The organism is Salmonella sp. 5800 (genome assembly GCF_046558195.1).
GTDB classification, from domain to species: domain Bacteria; phylum Pseudomonadota; class Gammaproteobacteria; order Enterobacterales; family Enterobacteriaceae; genus Salmonella; species Salmonella enterica.
Genome location: NZ_JBGDOX010000003.1, coordinates 301134 through 319617 on the forward strand (window position 1 = coordinate 301134; position 18484 = coordinate 319617).

The following is an 18484-nucleotide window of genomic DNA, read 5'->3' on the forward strand; positions in this document are numbered from 1 at the left end:
CGGATAAGGTGCAACCGCCATCCGGCACAATAACGTTACTGGTACACCGGCAGCAAATTAAAGCTCGACAGAATATGGATAACCGCGTTGCCGACACCGAAGACCAGAATCAGTACAATCATCGGCGTGCCGCCCCAGACGCGGAATTTCGGGCTGCCGAAACGTTCGCGAGATTTACGCGCCAACAGCGCAGGCACAATGGCCGCCCAGATGGTCGCCGCAAGACCGGCATAACCAATGGCGTAGAGGAAACCGTTCGGGTACAGCAGGCCACCGACAATCGGCGGTACGAAGGTCAGCAGCGCCGTTTTAAAACGCCCCATTGCCGAGTCGTCAAAACCAAACAGATCCGCCAGATAGTCAAACAGCCCCAGCGTCACGCCGAGGAAGGAACTGGCGACCGCAAAGTTAGAGAACACCACCAGCAGCAGATCCAGGCTGCGGCTGTTCAGCACGCCGCTCAACGCCTGTACCAGCACATCAATATTGCCGCCTTTCTGCGCAATGCCGATAAATTCCGGACGCGGGATGTTGCCCATCGTCCCCAGCAGCCAGACGGAATAGAGCGCCAGCGCCAGTAACGTCCCATAAATCAGGCATTTCACGATGGTACGCGGATCTTTGCCGTAATATTTCATCAGGCTCGGTACGTTACCGTGATAACCAAAAGAGGCCAGACAAAATGGCAGCGTCATCAGCAGGTACGGCGTATATGACGCGTGGCTTTCAGCCACGTTAAACAACGTGGCAGGCTGAACGTGCCCTAACAGGCTGCCGAAGGTCAGGAAGAAAGTAATCACTTTCGCGCCCAGCACAATCGCCGTCATCCGGCTGACCGCCTTCGTACTCAGCCACACGACAAACGCCACCAGCAGCGCAAAGGCAAAACCTGCCGCTCGCGCCGGAACGTTCAGCGACATCTCAGCAAAGGTATGATGCAGAATTGAGCCGCTCGCCGAGATATAGGCGTAAGTCAGGATGTAGAGCACAAAGGCAATAGAAATGCCGTTGACAATGTTCCAGCCTTTCCCCAACAGATCTTTGGTGATGGTGTCGAAACTCGAACCTATGCGGTAGTTAAGGTTGGCTTCGAGAATCATCAGCCCGGAGTGCAGCATACAAAACCAGGTAAAGACCAGCGCCGCCATCGACCAGAAGAACCACGCCCCGGACATGACCACCGGCAGGGAGAACATCCCCGCGCCAATGATGGTGCCGCCGATAATCACCACGCCGCCAAGCAGCGAAGGTGACGTTTGGGTGGTGGTAAGTGTTGCCATTCAGCTCTCTCTCCAGTCATTTATAATGTGACTATCTCTCAATACGTTGCACTGTACCAGTACACGAGTACAAAAGAAATAAAAAAAGCCCCGATTGTGACGATCGGGGCTGTATATTTTACTTTACGCTGTGAATGCGCAGGTCAGCGTGAGTTACGCATCACCGCCGAAACGACGGCGACCGGTAGAGTCATCACGACGCGGACCACGGCTTTCACGACGCTCGCCGCTGAAGCGACGACCATCACCACGACCACCTTCACGACGTTCGCCGCTGAAATTACGACCGCCTTCACGACGTTCGCCACTGAAGCTACGACCACCGCCGCGACGTTCGCCGCCCGCGTGCGGAACCGCATCACCCAACAGCTGCATATTCATCGGCTTGTTCAGAATGCGGGTACGCGTGAAGTGCTGGAGCACTTCGCCCGGCATACCTTTCGGCAGCTCGATGGTGGAATGAGACGCGAACAGCTTAATGTTACCAATGTAACGGCTGCTGATGTCGCCTTCGTTAGCGATAGCGCCCACGATATGACGAACTTCAACGCCGTCATCACGGCCCACTTCAATGCGGTATAACTGCATATCGCCAACGTCACGACGTTCACGACGCGGACGTTCTTCACGGTCGCCACGCGGGCCACGGTCATTACGATCGCGCGGACCACGGTCATCACGGTCACGGAATTCACGCTTAGGACGCATCGGCGCATCCGGCGGCAGAATCAGCGGACGCTCGCCCTGCGCCATTTTCAGCAGTGCGGCGGCCAGCGTTTCGAGATCCAGCTCTTCGCCTTCAGCAGACGGCTGGATTTTCGCCAGCAGCGCACGGTACTGATCCAGATCGCTGCTTTCCAGTTGCTGTTGAACTTTCGCGGCGAATTTTTCCAGACGGCGTTTACCCAGCAGTTCTGCGTTCGGCAGTTCCACTTCCGGAATGGTCAGCTTCATGGTGCGTTCGATGTTGCGCAGCAGACGACGCTCGCGGTTCTCAACGAACAGCAGCGCGCGACCGGCGCGACCCGCACGGCCGGTACGACCGATACGGTGAACGTAGGACTCGGAGTCCATCGGAATATCGTAGTTCACCACCAGACTGATACGTTCAACGTCCAGACCACGTGCCGCCACGTCGGTAGCGATCAGGATGTCCAGACGACCATCTTTCAGGCGTTCCAGAGTCTGCTCACGCAGCGCCTGGTTCATATCGCCATTCAACGCGGCGCTGTTGTAGCCGCTACGTTCCAGCGCTTCTGCTACTTCCAGGGTCGCGTTTTTGGTACGTACGAAGATAATCGCCGCATCAAAGTCTTCCGCTTCCAGGAAACGCACCAGTGCTTCGTTTTTACGCATACCCCAGACAGTCCAGTAGCTCTGGCTGATGTCAGGACGGGTAGTCACGCTGGACTGAATGCGCACTTCCTGCGGCTCTTTCATAAAGCGGCGGGTAATGCGACGAATCGCTTCCGGCATGGTGGCGGAGAACAGAGCGGTCTGATGACCTTCCGGGATCTGCGCCATAATAGTTTCAACGTCTTCGATGAAGCCCATACGCAGCATTTCGTCGGCTTCATCCAGCACCAGACCACTCAGTTTAGAGAGGTCGAGGGTGCCGCGTTTTAAGTGATCAAGCAGACGTCCCGGCGTACCGACAACGATCTGCGGCCCCTGACGCAGGGCGCGTAACTGCACGTCATAACGCTGACCGCCGTACAGGGCAACCACGTTTACGCCGCGCATGTGTTTAGAGAAATCCGTCATGGCTTCGGCAACCTGTACCGCCAGTTCGCGGGTTGGCGCCAGCACCAGAATCTGAGGTGCCTTCAGCTCAGGATCAAGATTGTTGAGCAGCGGTAAAGAGAACGCTGCGGTTTTGCCGCTACCGGTCTGGGCCATGCCCAGCACGTCGCGACCGCCCAGCAGATGCGGAATGCACTCTGCCTGGATTGGAGATGGTTTTTCGTAACCCAGATCGGTAAGGGCTTCAAGGATAGGAGCCTTCAGCCCCAGATCTGCAAAAGTGGTTTCGAATTCAGCCATGTAGTACGTGTGCCTCAAAATTAATGGCGGCCAGTCTACATAACTCATCATGAAATTGATCTGCAATTTTCATTGAAAAGTGTGAACCGGCTCAAAGTAGGTGTATTAACGAACAACAACGCCCTCACCCGCGAAGGTGATGGCAATCAAAAAGATTACGGGCTGATATGTTCGTCAGCTATTGCTGGTCCGATTCTGCCAGGTCATCTTGGTCCTGGCCCAGGAGCGATAATTCCAACAATGCGTATCGGTGCTCAACAAAGTTATGAACGTTGTTGGCCACCGCCAGTTTGAACAGAGCCGTGGCGCTGTCCAAATCCCCCAGACTTAGGTAATACTTACCTAAATAGAAGTTGGTTTCACTGAGATGCTCAGCGAGCGAGGTGTTATCCGTTGCGTCCGCCTTGAGCCTTTCCATCAGCGTTGCTTCGCTAATGTCGCCCAGGTAGAACTCGACAATGTTCCATCCCCATTGCTCTTTATCCGATTTTTCGAAGCGTGCTTTTAACGCTTCTTTCGCCTGCTTCTCATTGAGCTTCTGCTCAACAAGATAAAGCCACAGGCTGCGGTAAGGATCATTGGGATCGTCTTGATAAAACGCCAGCAGATCATCTTGCGCTAACTTATCACGGCCGCCGTAATACAATGCGATACCGCGGTTTAAGTGCGCGTAGTTGTAAGTTGGATCAAGCTCTAGTACAGAATCAAACGCTTCATAGGCAGCATCAAAATTGCCTGCCTGCGTTAAATAAATGCCTAAATAATTGAATACTTCAGGCATATCCGGTCTGATTGCCAGCGCTTGTGAAAAATCATTTCGCGCTAATGCCCTCAAACCAAGACTATCATACAACACTCCGCGCTCATATAAAAGCTGTGCGCGTTCGTCATCGGTTAAAGCCCGACTGGCAAGAATCTGTTCCATACGCGCCAGAATCACTTCCTGCTGTAAAGTCGGTTGCAATGGTACTGCGAGGACTTCACTTTTACGCCAGGCGGAATTACTGCATCCTGCAAGCGTAAGTGCTGTCGCAACGAAACACCAGCGCAAAAAAGGCTTCATTTCCCACTCCCGAAGACAACGATTGAATGAACGTCCTGTTCCCCGGTGGCTCAACAAGGCGTCCAGCCAGGTCTAAAGCCCTCCGCGCTGCGGAGGGCAAAAGGCTACCTTACTCGGCCTGTTCGCTCGCCGGAGCTTCCGGCGCAGCCGCAGGTTGAGACTGCTCGGTTGCTTCTTTAATGCTCAGACGTACACGGCCCTGGCGGTCAACTTCCAGAACTTTAACCGGGACTTCCTGACCCATCTGCAGATAGTCGGTCACTTTCTCTACACGCTTATCCGCGATTTGAGAGATGTGAACCAGACCTTCTTTACCGCCGCCGATGGCAACAAACGCGCCAAAGTCAACGATACGGGTCACTTTACCATTGTAGATACGGCCGACTTCGATCTCCGCAGTAATCTCTTCGATACGACGGATAGCGTATTTCGCTTTTTCACCGTCGGTCGCCGCGATCTTCACAGTACCGTCATCTTCGATTTCGATGGTGGTGCCGGTCTCTTCAGTCAGCGCGCGGATCACAGAACCGCCTTTACCGATCACGTCTTTGATCTTGTCCGTGCTGATCTTGATGGTATGGATACGCGGCGCGAATTCAGAGATATCGCCGCGCGGCGCGTTGATCGCCTGTTCCATCACGCCCAGGATGTGCAGACGCGCACCTTTAGCCTGGTTCAACGCAACCTGCATGATCTCTTTGGTGATACCTTCAATTTTGATATCCATCTGCAGCGCAGAGATACCGTCGCGGGAACCCGCCACTTTGAAGTCCATATCGCCCAGGTGATCTTCGTCGCCCAGAATGTCAGACAGTACAACGTAGTTGTCGCCTTCTTTCACCAGACCCATAGCGATACCTGCTACGGCGGCTTTAATTGGCACGCCAGCGTCCATCAGCGCCAGAGAAGCGCCGCACACGGAAGCCATAGAGGAAGAACCGTTGGATTCGGTGATTTCAGACACCACGCGAACGGTGTACGGGAATTTATCCATGTCCGGCATCACTGCCAGCACGCCGCGCTTCGCCAGACGACCGTGACCAATTTCACGACGCTTCGGAGAACCGACCATGCCGGTTTCGCCTACGGAGTACGGAGGGAAGTTGTAGTGGAACAGGAAGCTGTCAGTGCGCTCGCCCATCAGTTCATCAAGCACCTGCGCGTCACGGGCAGTACCCAGAGTCGCGGTAACCAGCGCCTGCGTTTCACCACGGGTAAACAGAGCGGAACCGTGAGTACGCGGCAGTACGCCAGTGCGCACGTCCAGACCACGGATCATGTCTTTTTCACGGCCATCAATACGCGGCTCGCCTGCCAGTACGCGGCTACGCACCACGTTTTTCTCGATAGCGTGCAGGATTTCGCCCAGCTCGTTAGCATCCAGAGTTTCATCTTCTGCAATAAGCTGCTCGATGGTTTCGGATTTGATTACGTCAACCTGAGCATAGCGCTCTTGTTTATCGGTGATGCGGTACGCGTCGCTCAGACGAGATTCAGCAAGCGCAGCAACACGCGCGTTCAACGCGTCGTTGACGGCTTCCGGCTGCCAGTCCCAACGCGGTTTACCGGCTTCTTTCACCAGATCGTTGATCGCCTGGATAACAACCTGCTGCTGCTCGTGACCGAATACCACCGCGCCCAGCATAGTGTCTTCGCTCAGCAGTTCAGCTTCGGATTCCACCATCAGCACAGCCGCTTCGGTACCGGCAACCACCAGGTCCAGCTTGCTTTCTTTCAGCTCGTCCTGGGTCGGGTTCAGCACGTACTGGTCATTGATGTAACCTACGCGCGCCGCGCCGATTGGGCCGTTGAACGGAATGCCGGACAGCGACAGCGCAGCAGATGCGCCGATCATCGCCACGATATCCGGGTTAACCTGCGGGTTAACGGAAACGACGGTCGCGATAACCTGCACTTCGTTAACGAAGCCTTCCGGGAACAGCGGACGAACCGGGCGGTCAATCAGACGCGCGATCAGGGTTTCGCCTTCGCTTGGACGGCCTTCACGACGGAAGAAGCTACCCGGAATACGGCCAGCAGCGTAGGTACGCTCCTGATAGTTAACGGTCAGTGGGAAGAAGTCCTGGCCTGGCTTGGCTTTTTTCTGGCCGACAACGGTAACGAATACGGCGGTGTCATCCATGCTTACCATAACAGCGGCAGTGGCCTGACGCGCCATCATGCCAGTTTCCAGCGTAACGGTATGCTGACCGTACTGGAATTTACGAACGATCGGATTAAGCAAAATAATATCCTTTCCAATTTTTGACGGCACAATACGTGCCGTCGTTAATACCCGATCTTCTGCGCATCCTCGCGACTAATGACAACCCTAACCCTGATATGGGTAAAGCCTCTCATTAGCCGCGCGAACCTCTGCAACGGAAGATCATTCATAGCAACAATACATTAGTTTCCAGCGAATTGCTGCCATCTGCTGGAAAAAAGGGGCCATGAAGGCCCCCTCTTTCTGAAACTCGAAAGAATTAGCGACGCAGACCCAGACGCTCAATCAGCGCGGTGTAGCGTGCAACATCTTTACGTTTCAGGTAGTCGAGCAGTTTACGACGCTGAGAAACCATACGCAGCAGACCACGACGGCTGTGGTGATCTTTTTTATGCTCTGCAAAGTGACCCTGCAGGTGGTTAATCTGTGCAGTCAACAGAGCAACCTGAACATCGGTAGAACCGGTGTCGTTTGCGTCACGACCGAACTCAGAAACGATTTTAGCTGTAGCTTCAGTACTTAGAGACATTTTAAAACTCCAAAGTATTTAAGAATGAGAGGACGCCGATCTCTAATTCAGCGATCCCAGTGTACGCCGCGTAAACTGTTAAATAATTTACGCGACGTTAAGCGGCGGTATTCTACTCGCAGCGCTCTCTTATCGCAAGACGAAGCGACATTACGCTGGGTACTCTACTACCAGCCGACGAGGCGCGACACGGCCTTCGTCGTCAATTTCGCCCATACCGATAAATTTATCGTCTTCACCTTCCGTCACACGAACCAGTCCCTTCAACGGTGCGCCCGTGGTACGAACCGGGTTGCCATTTTTGAAGTATACCGAAGATGTTAACGGCAGATTAACAACAGGATAGTCCGAAGCTGGACTGTCCATTGGCATCAATAATGGATCGAGCAACTGCGCCGCCGGAACGCCCTGCTGCTCCGCCTGTGCTACCAGCGTCTGCAAATGCTCCAGCGTCACCATACGATCCACCGGATACTTGCTGACCGTCAGACGACGCAGGTAGGTTACGTGCGCGCCACAGCCCAGTTTCTCACCTAAATCATCAATAATGGTACGAATATAGGTGCCTTTGGAGCAATGAACTTCCAGCTCCAGCTCGTTACCTTCATGGCGAATAAACAGCAGCTCATAGACAGTAATCGGGCGGGCTTCGCGCGGCACTTCGATACCCTGGCGGGCATATTCGTACAGCTTCTTGCCCTGATACTTCAGCGCCGAATACATCGAGGGAATCTGTTCGATATCCCCACGAAAGGTCTCCAGCGCGCTCGCAAGCTGCTCAGCGCTGAAAGTCACCGGACGCTCCTGCACGATTTGACCATCGGCGTCAGAGGTATCCGTGCGCTGCCCCAGACGGGCAATAACACGATAGCGTTTGTCAGAATCCAGCAGGTACTGCGAAAATTTTGTCGCTTCGCCGAGGCAAATCGGCAACATGCCGGTCGCCAGCGGGTCCAGCGCGCCGGTATGCCCGGCGCGGTTGGCATTGTAGATGCGCTTAACTTTCTGCAGCACGTCATTGCTGGACATACCCTGCGGCTTATCCAGCAGCAGAACGCCGTGAATGTCGCGGCCACGACGACGAGGACGACTCATCAGTCCTCCTTGCTGTCGTCCGGGTTCACACGACGTTCTTCGTCATGTTTCACCACGTTAGTCACCAGGTTGGACATACGCATCCCTTCCACCAGCGAGTTGTCGTAGAAGAAGGTCAGTTCCGGCACGATGCGCAGACGCATCGCTTTACCCAGCAAGCTGCGGATGAAACCAGACGCTTCCTGCAACGCTTTGATGCCCGCTTTTACTGCGTCTTCATCTTTGTCGTTCAAAAAGGTGACAAACACTTTGGCATAGGCCAGGTCACGGGACATTTCCACACCGGAGACGGTAGTCATCATACCCAGGCGCGGGTCTTTAATTTCGCGCTGCAGGATGATTGCGATCTCTTTTTGCATCTCCTGGGCCACGCGCTGCGGGCGACCAAATTCTTTCGCCATAATAAATTCTCCAGACAAAAAAGGGGCTATCAGCCCCTTTTTGAAATTAATACGGTATTCAGGCTGTAGGCCTGATAAGCGCTAGCGCCATCAGGCATAACATTGCCGGATGGCGACGTAAACGCCTTATCCGGCCTACACCCAACCAACCTTAAGCGATGGTACGTTGGATCTCGATGATTTCGAATACTTCGATCATATCGCCAACGCGAACGTCGTTGTAGTTCTTCACGCCGATACCACATTCCATGCCGTTACGGACTTCGTTAACGTCATCTTTGAAGCGGCGCAGGGATTCCAGCTCGCCTTCATAGATAACCACGTTGTCGCGCAGAACGCGGATTGGGTTATGGCGTTTAATCGTACCTTCGGTAACCATACAGCCCGCGATCGCGCCGAATTTCGGCGATTTGAACACATCGCGCACTTCAGCCAGACCGATGATCTGCTGTTTCAGTTCCGGAGACAGCATACCGCTCATCGCCGCTTTCACTTCGTCAATCAGGTTATAGATGACGGAGTAGTAACGCAGATCCAGGCTTTCAGATTCGATCACTTTACGCGCAGAGGCGTCAGCACGAACGTTGAAGCCCACCAGAATGGCGTTAGACGCCGCAGCCAGGGTCGCGTCGGTTTCGGTGATACCACCTACGCCAGAACCGATGATCTTCACTTTCACTTCGTCGGTAGACAGTTTCAGCAAGGAGTCGGAGATCGCTTCCACAGAACCCTGTACGTCGGCCTTCAGCACGATGTTCACTTCGTGAACTTCGCCTTCGGTCATATTGGCGAACATGTTCTCGAGTTTAGATTTCTGCTGACGAGCCAGTTTAACTTCACGGAATTTACCCTGACGATACAGAGCAACTTCACGCGCTTTCTTCTCGTCACGAACGACGGTCACTTCATCACCCGCAGCCGGAACGCCGGACAGGCCGAGGATTTCCACCGGAATGGACGGACCCGCTTCCAGCACTTCCTGACCCAGTTCGTTACGCATCGCACGCACGCGACCGTATTCGAAGCCACACAGCACGATATCGCCCTTATGCAGCGTACCTTCACGTACCAGAACGGTAGCCACCGGACCACGACCTTTATCCAGGAAGGATTCGATAACCGCACCGCTCGCCATACCTTTGCGTACCGCTTTCAGCTCCAGAACTTCGGCCTGCAGCAGGATAGCGTCCAGCAGTTCGTCGATACCGGTACCTGCTTTCGCAGACACGTGAACGAACTGGCTCTCGCCGCCCCACTCTTCCGGCAGAATGCCGTACTGGGACAGTTCGTTCTTAACGCGATCCGGATCGGCTTCCGGCTTATCGATTTTGTTCACCGCAACCACGACCGGCACACCTGCCGCTTTCGCGTGCTGGATAGCTTCGATAGTCTGCGGCATCACGCCGTCGTCTGCCGCTACCACCAGAACCACGATATCCGTTGCCTGGGCGCCGCGAGCACGCATAGAAGTAAACGCGGCGTGGCCCGGGGTGTCCAGGAAGGTGATCATCCCGTTGTCAGTTTCAACGTGGTAGGCACCGATGTGCTGGGTAATGCCGCCCGCTTCGCCAGAGGCCACTTTCGTGGAACGAATGTAGTCCAGCAGAGAGGTTTTACCGTGGTCAACGTGGCCCATGATGGTCACAACCGGTGCGCGCGGTTCAGCCGCAGCGCCGGTATCACGGTCGCTCATTACCGCTTCTTCCAGTTCGTTTTCACGACGCAGGATAACTTTGTGGCCCATCTCTTCGGCAACCAGCTGTGCGGTTTCCTGGTCGATGACCTGGTTGATGGTGGCCATGGCGCCCAGCTTCATCATCGCTTTGATGACCTGAGAACCTTTCACCGCCATCTTGTTCGCCAGTTCGCCAACGGTGATGGTTTCACCGATCACCACGTCGCGGTTAACGGCCTGAGCGGGCTTCTGGAAGCCTTGCTGTAAAGAAGATCCTTTACGCTTGCCGCCTTTACCGCCGCGAACCGCAGCACGCGCTTCTTCGCGATCGGCTTTGGATTCGGCATGTTTGCCTTTTTTCGCCGGACGCGCCGCTTTTGCATTACGGCCACGACCACGACCGCCTTCTACTTCACGATCGTTTTCGTCTTCGGCCTGGCGCGCGTGCTGAGAAGTGGTGACATGATAGTCACTGGTGTCTTCTACTGGCTCAGGCGTTGCGGTCCATTTGTTTTCTTCCGCCATGCGGCGAGCTTCTTCTGCTACACGACGCGCTTCTTCTTCGAGTTTGCGACGTGCTTCTTCTTCCGCTTTACGCTTCAGCTCTGCAGCTTCATTCTCACGGCGGGCTTTTTCGGCCTGGGCGGTTTTGGTCATATCGTCAGTCTGTTGATTGCTCACTTTGTCTTTTTCCGCAGCTTCACGTTTCGCTTTTTCAGCGGCTTCACGCTTAGCTTGTTCTGCGGCCTCGCGTTCAGCTTTTTGTTGCGCCTCGCGTTTGGCCTGTTCTTCTGCCTCACGACGGGCTTGCTCTTCCGCTTCACGCTGCGCCTGCTCTTCCGCGGCCAGGCGTTCAGCCTCTTGCGGATCGCGTTTCACAAAGGTGCGCTTCTTGCGGACTTCGATTTGTACCGATTTACTTTTTCCACCGGTACCAGGAATATTCAGGGTGCTGCGCGTCTTACGCTGCAGCGTCAGTTTATCGGGACCAGAAACCGCTTCGCGGTTCAGGTGCGCCAGTAAAGTCTGTTTTTCTTGTGCGGACACAGAGTCGTCAGCAGATTTCCGGATACCTGCATCAGCAAACTGCTGTACCAGGCGATCCACGGAAACCTGTCTCTCTGCGGCCAGCGCTTTTAGGGTTACATCTGTCATGCTGTTCCTTCCTGCTACAGTTTATTACGCTTCGTCGCCGAACCAGCAAATATTACGGGCAGCCATAATCAGCTCACCGGCTTTTTCGTCGGTCAACCCTTCGATATCAGCCAGATCATCAATGCCCTGGTCGGCGAGATCTTCCAGCGTACAAACACCACGAGCCGCCAGTTTGAAAGCCATATCGCGATCTAATCCTTCCAGATTCAGCAGATCGTCAGCCGGTTTGTTATCACCGAGGCTTGCTTCCTGGTCCTGCGCCAGAGTGGCCAGTGCGTTTTTAGCACGCTCGCGCAGTGCTTCAACGGTCGGCTCATCAAGGCCGTCAATTTCCAGCAGTTCTTTCATTGGCACATAGGCCAGTTCTTCGAGCGTGGAGAAACCTTCTTCTACCAGAACGGTCGCGAACTCTTCATCAATATCAAGATATTTAGTAAAGATCTCGATAGCGGCATGTGCTTCAGCCTGATGTTTAGCCTGCAAGTCATCAACGGTCATTACGTTGAGTTCCCAGCCGCTCAATTGCGAAGCCAGGCGGACGTTCTGACCATTACGTCCGATCGCCTGCGCCAGATTACCGGCTTCAACGGCGATATCCATGGTATGTTTATCTTCGTCCACCACGATAGACGCGACGTCTGCCGGCGCCATCGCATTAATGACGAACTGCGCCGGGTTATCATCCCACAGCACGATATCGATACGCTCACCGCCCAGTTCGGTAGAGACCGCCTGAACGCGCGCGCCGCGCATCCCCACGCAAGCGCCGACCGGATCGATACGTTTATCGTTGGTTTTCACTGCGATTTTCGCACGAGAGCCCGGATCGCGAGCCGCCGCTTTAATTTCAATCACTTCTTCGCCGATTTCCGGCACTTCGATGCGAAACAGTTCGATCAGCATTTCCGGCTTGGAACGGGTGACGAACAGCTGCGCGCCACGCGCTTCCGGGCGAACAGCATACAGCACGCCGCGAATACGGTCGCCAGGACGGAAGTTTTCGCGCGGCAGCATATCTTCACGCAGAATCACCGCTTCAGCGTTACCGGCCATCCCTTCGGATTTAATTTCCAGAGAGATATTGTCGCGGTTCACTTTCTTCACCACGCCAGTGACGATTTCGCCTTCCTGGTCGCGGAACTGATCGACAACCATCGCGCGTTCAGCTTCACGGACCTTCTGTACGATAACCTGTTTCGCAGTCTGCGTGGTGATACGGTCAAAGGTGACAGATTCAATCTGATCTTCAACATAGTCGCCGACATTCAGGCTTTCGTCTTCAAAACGCGCCGCTTCCAGCGTAATTTCCTTCGTCGGCATGGTCACTTCTTCAACGATCAACCAACGGCGGAAAGTATCAAAATCACCGCTTTTACGATCGATTTCTACACGAACATCGATCTCCTGCTCATATTTTTTCTTTGTTGCTGTCGCCAGCGCACTTTCCAGCGCTTCAAAAATTTTTTCGCGTGGCAGCGCTTTTTCGTTGGAGACGGCTTCAACAACAGCCAAAATTTCTTTGTTCATCGCGGGCTTTTCACCTCATCCAGACTGTTAAAAGTGGGGAACCAGGTTCGCCTTCTGGATATTACTCAGCGCGAACACTTCATCTTTGCCTTCGACTGTGACGGTAATCATTTCACCGTCCACCGCTTTGATAATGCCCTGCCACTTGCGACGGTTCTGTACCGCCATGCGAAGAACCAGCGCGACTTCTTCACCCTGGAAACGCGCATAATGATCGGCAGTGAACATAGGACGGTCGAGACCCGGTGACGAGACTTCAAGGTTGTAAGCCACGGAGATAGGATCTTCAACGTCCAGCACCGCGCTTACCTGGTGGCTCACATCAGCACAATCATCAACATTGATGCCATCTTCACTATCAATATAGATGCGCAGTGTGGATGTGCGACCGCGAATAAATTCGATGCCGACCAGCTCGTAGCCTAAGGCTTCAACTGGCGCTGTAATCATCTCTGTTAATTTTTGCTCTAATGTGGACAAGCCCACCCCCAAGACATAAAAAAAGGGCCTAAAGCCCAGTTATTCTGTAGTCAGATAACAAAAAACCCCGATAAATCGGGGCTTTAGATAACTGAACCCTATAACCGCAACGGCGGTCTGGTGTACCTTCCGAAAGAATTTTTTTCAAATCCAGCTACGAAGGACATAATCTTCACAGTATATTTGAAAAAGAACTCTAAGGGAAAGTGGTTGCGGGGGCCGGATTTGAACCGACGACCTTCGGGTTATGAGCCCGACGAGCTACCAGGCTGCTCCACCCCGCGCCTGAAACGTGGCAAATTCTACTCGTTTTGGGCAAAATTTGCAAATACTGCTGGGATTTGGTACCGAGGACGGGACGTAAAATCTGCGCACAGTATAGTGACCAGGCATGAGTTATGTCAACCCTATTCCCAATATGCAGATGAATGAATATCACTCTTCGTTATACTCATCCCATCTCTCCGGCTTATACACGCATTTCACAACGTTATTTCAGTAAACCTTCACTAAACGCTTCCTGTCTCTGCTAAAAGATGATTAAATGAAAACTCATTTATTTTGCATAAAAATGCACTAAAGCAGAAACCGATCTCATTATCAGTCAATCAAGCAGGGTTCTATTCTATGACGACGATTCTTAAGCATCTTCCAGCAGGTCAACGTATTGGTATCGCTTTTTCCGGCGGTCTGGACACCAGCGCCGCACTGCTGTGGATGCGACAAAAAGGAGCTGTCCCATATGCCTATACTGCGAATCTGGGACAACCGGATGAGGATGACTATGACGCCATTCCTCGTCGCGCAATGGAGTATGGCGCAGAGAATGCTCGCCTGATTGATTGCCGCAAGCAGTTGGTTGCAGAAGGGATCGCAGCGATTCAGTGCGGCGCTTTCCATAATACGACTGGCGGACTGACCTATTTCAATACCACGCCGCTGGGCCGTGCCGTGACCGGCACGATGCTGGTCGCCGCGATGAAAGAAGACGGCGTGAATATCTGGGGCGACGGCAGCACCTATAAAGGCAACGATATTGAACGTTTCTATCGTTACGGCTTGCTGACCAACGCCGAGCTGCAGATTTACAAACCGTGGCTGGATACCGACTTTATCGATGAGCTGGGCGGCCGTCATGAGATGTCTGAATTTATGATTGCCTGCGGTTTCGACTATAAGATGTCAGTCGAAAAAGCCTACTCCACCGACTCCAACATGTTGGGCGCGACGCACGAAGCGAAAGACCTCGAGTTCCTGAACTCCAGCGTCAAGATCGTCAACCCGATTATGGGCGTGAAGTTCTGGGACGAGAGCGTGAAGATCCCGGCAGAAGAAGTGATCGTCCGCTTCGAGCAGGGCCACCCTGTAGCCCTGAACGGCAAAACCTTCAGCGATGATGTTGAGATGATGCTGGAAGCGAACCGCATCGGCGGCCGTCACGGCCTGGGTATGAGCGACCAAATTGAAAACCGCATCATTGAAGCAAAAAGCCGCGGTATTTATGAAGCCCCCGGAATGGCACTGCTGCACATCGCTTACGAGCGTCTGTTGACCGGTATTCACAACGAAGACACCATTGAGCAATATCACTCTCATGGTCGTCAGTTGGGCAAACTGCTGTATCAGGGCCGCTGGTTCGACTCGCAGGCGCTGATGCTGCGTGATGGCCTGCAACGTTGGGTCGCCAGCCAGATTACCGGTGAGGTCACACTCGAGTTGCGTCGCGGCAACGACTACTCCATCCTGAACACGGTGTCTGACAACCTGACCTATAAGGCTGAGCGTCTGACCATGGAGAAAGGCGAGTCCGTGTTCTCACCAGACGATCGTATCGGTCAGTTGACCATGCGTAATCTGGACATTACCGATACCCGCGAGAAACTGTTCGGCTACGCGAAAGCGGGTCTGTTAACCGCCTCTTCCGCGACCGGTCTGCCGCTGGTTGAGAATCTGGAAAACAAAGCGAAGTAAACATTTATCATTTTAAGGCCGCGAAAGCGGCCTTTTTTATGCGCGGAATATAAGGTGTCTGTAGGCCTGATAAACGTAGCGCCATCATGGGTTGTAATAATGTCGGATGGCGGCGTAAACGCCTTATCCGACCTACAGACAACCACAAATAACAAACGAAAAAAAAGACGCTTTTCAGCGTCTTTCTTTCGGAATATTGGTACCGAGGACGGGACTTGAACCCGTAAGCCCTATTGGGCACTACCACCTCAAGGTAGCGTGTCTACCAATTCCACCACCTCGGCACGGATACTGCTATTAGCGCGGGATATCGCTGGTCGGCTGGGCCGGTGCAGCAGGTTGAGTCTGCTCGGTCTTCGCCGGCGCGCTCAGATTTTCCCACTCGCTTCCTTTATTGGTTTTATTGCTATTGATATTACCCAACACCAGACTGATGATGAAGAACAGCGTCGCCAATACCGCCGTCATTCGGGTCATGAAGTTACCAGAACCACTTGAACCAAATAGCGTAGCGGAAGCGCCTGCTCCGAAGGAGGCTCCCATATCAGCGCCTTTACCTTGCTGCAGCATGATCAGACCTACAAGGCCAATTGCCACAATAAGGAAAACAACTAAAAGAGCTTCGTACATAATCAACCTGTTCCTTGCGGAGTTGCCGCGTACCAATGCTTCTACCAATAAAGCGGGATTTTTACTGTTTCCCACTGAAGCGGGTGTGAATACTAACCAAAGCGAATGACCTTCGCAAGGGCAATTTAAGCGCATTGTATCAACTGCGGAAAAAAACAGCAAAAGCGTTGTTTTTTGCGGGCAGTAAGGCGGCAACCGCCGCCTTTTTAGTCACTTAAACGCTTAAACGGCTTTTACCGCATCCGCGATACGATGGGCGAATGCCGTAACCTGCGCTTCATCCTCGCCTTCCACCATCACGCGAATCAACGGTTCGGTACCGGATTTACGTAGCAGTACCCGCCCACGATTGCCGAGCGTGGCTTCTACGTCCGCCGTTACCGCTTTCACCGCTTCATTTTCCAGCGGATCGCCGCTACCGGCGGTGTAACGCACGTTAACCAGAATCTGCGGGAACATTTTCATACCGCTGCACAGATCGTGCAGACTCATATGATTACGCACCATCGCCGCCAGAACTTGTAGCCCCGCCACAATACCGTCGCCAGTGGTCGTTTTATCCAGCAGAATAACGTGACCAGAGTTTTCCGCGCCGATGCGCCAACCTTTTTCCTGCAATTTTTCCAGCACGTAGCGGTCGCCCACTTTCGCCCGGGCAAACGGAATGCCAAGCTGCTTGAGCGCCAGCTCCAGCCCCATATTGCTCATCAGCGTTCCCACCGCGCCGCCGCGCAGTTGCCCCTGGCGCAGCCCTTCGCGCGCGATGATATACATGATCTGATCGCCATCGACTTTATTGCCTTCATGGTCAACCATGATGACCCGGTCGCCGTCGCCGTCAAGCGCAATGCCGAGGTCCGCCTTCTCCGCCAACACGCGCGCCTGCAACGCGCGCACGTCGGTCGCGCCCACTTCTTCGTTAATGTTGACGCCGTTTGGCTCACAGCCAATAGCGATAACGGTCGCGCCCAGCTCGCGCAGCACATTTGGCGCGATATGGTAGGTAGCGCCGTTGGCGCAATCCACAACCACTTTCAGACCGTTGAGGCTCAGTTCGTTCGGGAAGGTGCCTTTACAGAACTCAATATAGCGTCCGGCGGCGTCGACGATGCGGCTCGCTTTCCCCAGCTCGGCGGAGTCTACGCAGGTGATCTCTTTTTCCATTTCGGCTTCGATGGCTTCTTCCACATCGTCAGGCAGTTTCGTACCGTCGATAGAGAAGAATTTAATGCCGTTATCATAGAACGGGTTATGCGAAGCCGAGATAACGATACCCGCCTCCGCGCGGAAAGTCCGCGTCAGATAGGCGACGGCTGGCGTTGGCATAGGTCCGGTAAACGAGGCCGACAACCCCGCAGCGGCAAGGCCCGCCTCCAGCGCGGACTCCAGCATATAGCCGGAAATACGCGTATCTTTACCGATAATGATTTTACGCGAGCCATGACGCGCCAGCACTTTTCCGGCAGCCCAACCCAGTTTAAGCACGAAATCAGGTGTAATGGGGGCATTGCCTACACGTCCGCGAATCCCATCGGTACCGAAATATTTACGATTACTCATAGCGTTTGTTTCCCTTTGCAGACAGAGTGGCTTCTACCACCCGCATCGCCTCTACGGTTTCTTTGACGTCATGGACGCGAATGATCTGCGCACCCTGCATCGCGGCAATTACCGCGCACGCAAGGCTGCCGTTCAGACGGTCTGATGGTCCCACGTTAAGTAACTGACCAACCATCGTTTTACGTGACATGCCCACCAGCAGCGGCAGATTAAAATGATGAAACTCACCCAGTCGCGCCAGTAAGGTATAATTGTGAGAGAGATTTTTACCGAAACCGAATCCGGGGTCGAGCAACAATTTCTCTTTTGCGATGCCGGCCTTCTCACAACGTGCTATTTGCTCAATAAAGTAGCGATTCACCTCGGCAAAGACATCGTCATATTTCGGCGCCTCCTGCATGGTTTTGGGGTTGCCCTGCATGTGCATAAGACTGACCGGCAAGCCGGTTTCCGCTGCCGCTTCCAACGCGCCGGGCTCGGAGAGCGAACGGACATCATTGATAATATGCGCGCCCGCCCTTGCCGCTTCACGGATCACCTTGGGTTTAGAGGTATCCACAGAAATCCACACTTCAAAACGTTGCGCGATTGCTTCCAGTACCGGAATAACGCGATCCAGCTCTTCTTCCACGCTCACTTCCGCCGCGCCTGGTCGCGTTGATTCCCCCCCCACATCAATAATTGTCGCCCCGGCATTCACCATTAAATTCGCATGTTTCACCGCCTCAATCAGCGTGTTATGCGCGCCGCCGTCGGAGAACGAATCCGGCGTTACGTTCAGGATACCCATAACATGCGGATGAGTGAGATCGAGCGTGGCGCCCTGAGCGAAGAGTTTCATGGTCAAA

15 protein-coding genes and 2 tRNA genes are annotated in these 18484 nt (G+C 53.8%); 1 reads left to right on the forward strand and 16 read right to left on the reverse strand.

Annotation, left to right across the window (positions count from 1 at the left end; translation table 11 throughout):
* Positions 1-35 precede the first annotated feature (35 nt).
* The 12 genes from mtr to ACLJZ5_RS08810 all read right to left on the reverse strand — a co-directional run bounded on the left by mtr (position 36) and on the right by ACLJZ5_RS08810 (position 13759).
* Positions 36-1280, reverse strand: coding sequence for a tryptophan permease (gene mtr, locus ACLJZ5_RS08755; protein ID WP_024147999.1), 1245 nt, complete (start codon positions 1278-1280; stop codon positions 36-38).
* A 153-nt stretch (positions 1281-1433) separates the two neighbouring features.
* Positions 1434-3323, reverse strand: coding sequence for an ATP-dependent RNA helicase DeaD (gene deaD / locus ACLJZ5_RS08760; RefSeq protein WP_000807248.1), 1890 nt, complete (start codon positions 3321-3323; stop codon positions 1434-1436).
* Positions 3316-3396 (reverse strand): protein YrbN, encoded by an 81-nt coding sequence (yrbN, locus tag ACLJZ5_RS08765; protein ID WP_010723222.1) that lies wholly within the window; start codon positions 3394-3396, stop codon positions 3316-3318. Before yrbN ends, deaD begins: the two co-directional genes overlap by 8 nt.
* Before the next feature lie 105 nt (positions 3397-3501).
* A complete protein-coding gene (nlpI, locus tag ACLJZ5_RS08770; RefSeq protein WP_000802069.1) occupies positions 3502-4386 on the reverse strand; it encodes a lipoprotein NlpI in 885 nt (294 codons plus the stop codon).
* 109 nt (positions 4387-4495) lie between these two features.
* Positions 4496-6631 carry a polyribonucleotide nucleotidyltransferase gene (gene pnp / locus ACLJZ5_RS08775; protein WP_001670767.1) on the reverse strand — a complete coding sequence of 712 codons (2136 nt, stop codon included), beginning with the start codon at positions 6629-6631 and terminating at the stop codon, positions 4496-4498.
* Positions 6632-6872: 241 nt separating this feature from the next.
* Complete coding sequence (gene rpsO, locus ACLJZ5_RS08780; RefSeq protein ID WP_000059465.1) at positions 6873-7142, reverse strand: 30S ribosomal protein S15; 270 nt, start codon at positions 7140-7142, stop codon at positions 6873-6875.
* A 150-nt stretch (positions 7143-7292) separates the two neighbouring features.
* The gene (gene truB, locus ACLJZ5_RS08785; RefSeq protein WP_000089674.1) at positions 7293-8237 is read right to left on the reverse strand and encodes a tRNA pseudouridine(55) synthase TruB; all 945 of its coding nucleotides are present in this window, start codon (positions 8235-8237) and stop codon (positions 7293-7295) included.
* Positions 8237-8638 carry a 30S ribosome-binding factor RbfA gene (rbfA, locus tag ACLJZ5_RS08790; protein WP_001040199.1) on the reverse strand — a complete coding sequence of 134 codons (402 nt, stop codon included), beginning with the start codon at positions 8636-8638 and terminating at the stop codon, positions 8237-8239. Before rbfA ends, truB begins: the two co-directional genes overlap by 1 nt.
* A 151-nt stretch (positions 8639-8789) precedes the next feature.
* The gene (gene infB / locus ACLJZ5_RS08795; RefSeq protein WP_000133064.1) at positions 8790-11468 is read right to left on the reverse strand and encodes a translation initiation factor IF-2; all 2679 of its coding nucleotides are present in this window, start codon (positions 11466-11468) and stop codon (positions 8790-8792) included.
* A gap of 24 nt (positions 11469-11492) precedes the next feature.
* On the reverse strand, positions 11493-12995 hold the full coding sequence (nusA, locus tag ACLJZ5_RS08800) for a transcription termination factor NusA (RefSeq protein WP_001031038.1): 1503 nt from the start codon (positions 12993-12995) through the stop codon (positions 11493-11495).
* Positions 12996-13022: 27 nt separating this feature from the next.
* Entirely contained in the window at positions 13023-13475 is a 453-nt protein-coding gene (gene rimP / locus ACLJZ5_RS08805; RefSeq protein WP_000105461.1) for a ribosome maturation factor RimP, read from the reverse strand.
* Positions 13476-13682: 207 nt separating this feature from the next.
* A tRNA-Met gene (locus ACLJZ5_RS08810) sits at positions 13683-13759 on the reverse strand.
* 343 nt (positions 13760-14102) lie between these two features.
* On the opposite strand from ACLJZ5_RS08810, the gene argG reads away from it, so the two are divergent.
* Positions 14103-15446 (forward strand): argininosuccinate synthase, encoded by a 1344-nt coding sequence (gene argG, locus ACLJZ5_RS08815; RefSeq protein WP_024797482.1) that lies wholly within the window; start codon positions 14103-14105, stop codon positions 15444-15446.
* Between the two features lie 197 nt (positions 15447-15643).
* Here the strand turns inward: argG and ACLJZ5_RS08820 are convergent.
* The 4 genes from ACLJZ5_RS08820 to folP all read right to left on the reverse strand — a co-directional run bounded on the left by ACLJZ5_RS08820 (position 15644) and on the right by folP (position 18477).
* Positions 15644-15730: transfer RNA gene (locus ACLJZ5_RS08820), tRNA-Leu, on the reverse strand.
* Positions 15731-15743: 13 nt separating this feature from the next.
* Positions 15744-16076 (reverse strand): preprotein translocase subunit SecG, encoded by a 333-nt coding sequence (gene secG, locus ACLJZ5_RS08825; RefSeq protein ID WP_000272680.1) that lies wholly within the window; start codon positions 16074-16076, stop codon positions 15744-15746.
* A 222-nt stretch (positions 16077-16298) separates the two neighbouring features.
* Positions 16299-17636 (reverse strand): phosphoglucosamine mutase, encoded by a 1338-nt coding sequence (glmM, locus tag ACLJZ5_RS08830; protein ID WP_000071169.1) that lies wholly within the window; start codon positions 17634-17636, stop codon positions 16299-16301.
* Positions 17629-18477: a dihydropteroate synthase gene (gene folP, locus ACLJZ5_RS08835; RefSeq protein WP_024797483.1), complete on the reverse strand. Its 849-nt coding sequence runs from the start codon at positions 18475-18477 to the stop codon at positions 17629-17631. Before folP ends, glmM begins: the two co-directional genes overlap by 8 nt.
* Positions 18478-18484 lie beyond the last annotated feature (7 nt).

What these genes read in the sequence shown, in the direction of transcription:
- rpsO (WP_000059465.1), bottom strand. Translation starts at nt 7,142, where the DNA reads ATGTCTCTAAGTACTGAAGCTACAGCTAAAATCGTTTCTGAGTTCGGT.
- deaD (WP_000807248.1), bottom strand. Translation starts at nt 3,323, where the DNA reads ATGGCTGAATTCGAAACCACTTTTGCAGATCTGGGGCTGAAGGCTCCT.
- argG (WP_024797482.1), top strand. Translation starts at nt 14,103, where the DNA reads ATGACGACGATTCTTAAGCATCTTCCAGCAGGTCAACGTATTGGTATC.
- glmM (WP_000071169.1), bottom strand. Translation starts at nt 17,636, where the DNA reads ATGAGTAATCGTAAATATTTCGGTACCGATGGGATTCGCGGACGTGTA.
- infB (WP_000133064.1), bottom strand. Translation starts at nt 11,468, where the DNA reads ATGACAGATGTAACCCTAAAAGCGCTGGCCGCAGAGAGACAGGTTTCC.
- rbfA (WP_001040199.1), bottom strand. Translation starts at nt 8,638, where the DNA reads ATGGCGAAAGAATTTGGTCGCCCGCAGCGCGTGGCCCAGGAGATGCAA.
- nusA (WP_001031038.1), bottom strand. Translation starts at nt 12,995, where the DNA reads ATGAACAAAGAAATTTTGGCTGTTGTTGAAGCCGTCTCCAACGAAAAA.
- folP (WP_024797483.1), bottom strand. Translation starts at nt 18,477, where the DNA reads ATGAAACTCTTCGCTCAGGGCGCCACGCTCGATCTCACTCATCCGCAT.
- truB (WP_000089674.1), bottom strand. Translation starts at nt 8,237, where the DNA reads ATGAGTCGTCCTCGTCGTCGTGGCCGCGACATTCACGGCGTTCTGCTG.
- nlpI (WP_000802069.1), bottom strand. Translation starts at nt 4,386, where the DNA reads ATGAAGCCTTTTTTGCGCTGGTGTTTCGTTGCGACAGCACTTACGCTT.
- secG (WP_000272680.1), bottom strand. Translation starts at nt 16,076, where the DNA reads ATGTACGAAGCTCTTTTAGTTGTTTTCCTTATTGTGGCAATTGGCCTT.
- mtr (WP_024147999.1), bottom strand. Translation starts at nt 1,280, where the DNA reads ATGGCAACACTTACCACCACCCAAACGTCACCTTCGCTGCTTGGCGGC.
- yrbN (WP_010723222.1), bottom strand. Translation starts at nt 3,396, where the DNA reads ATGAAAATTGCAGATCAATTTCATGATGAGTTATGTAGACTGGCCGCC.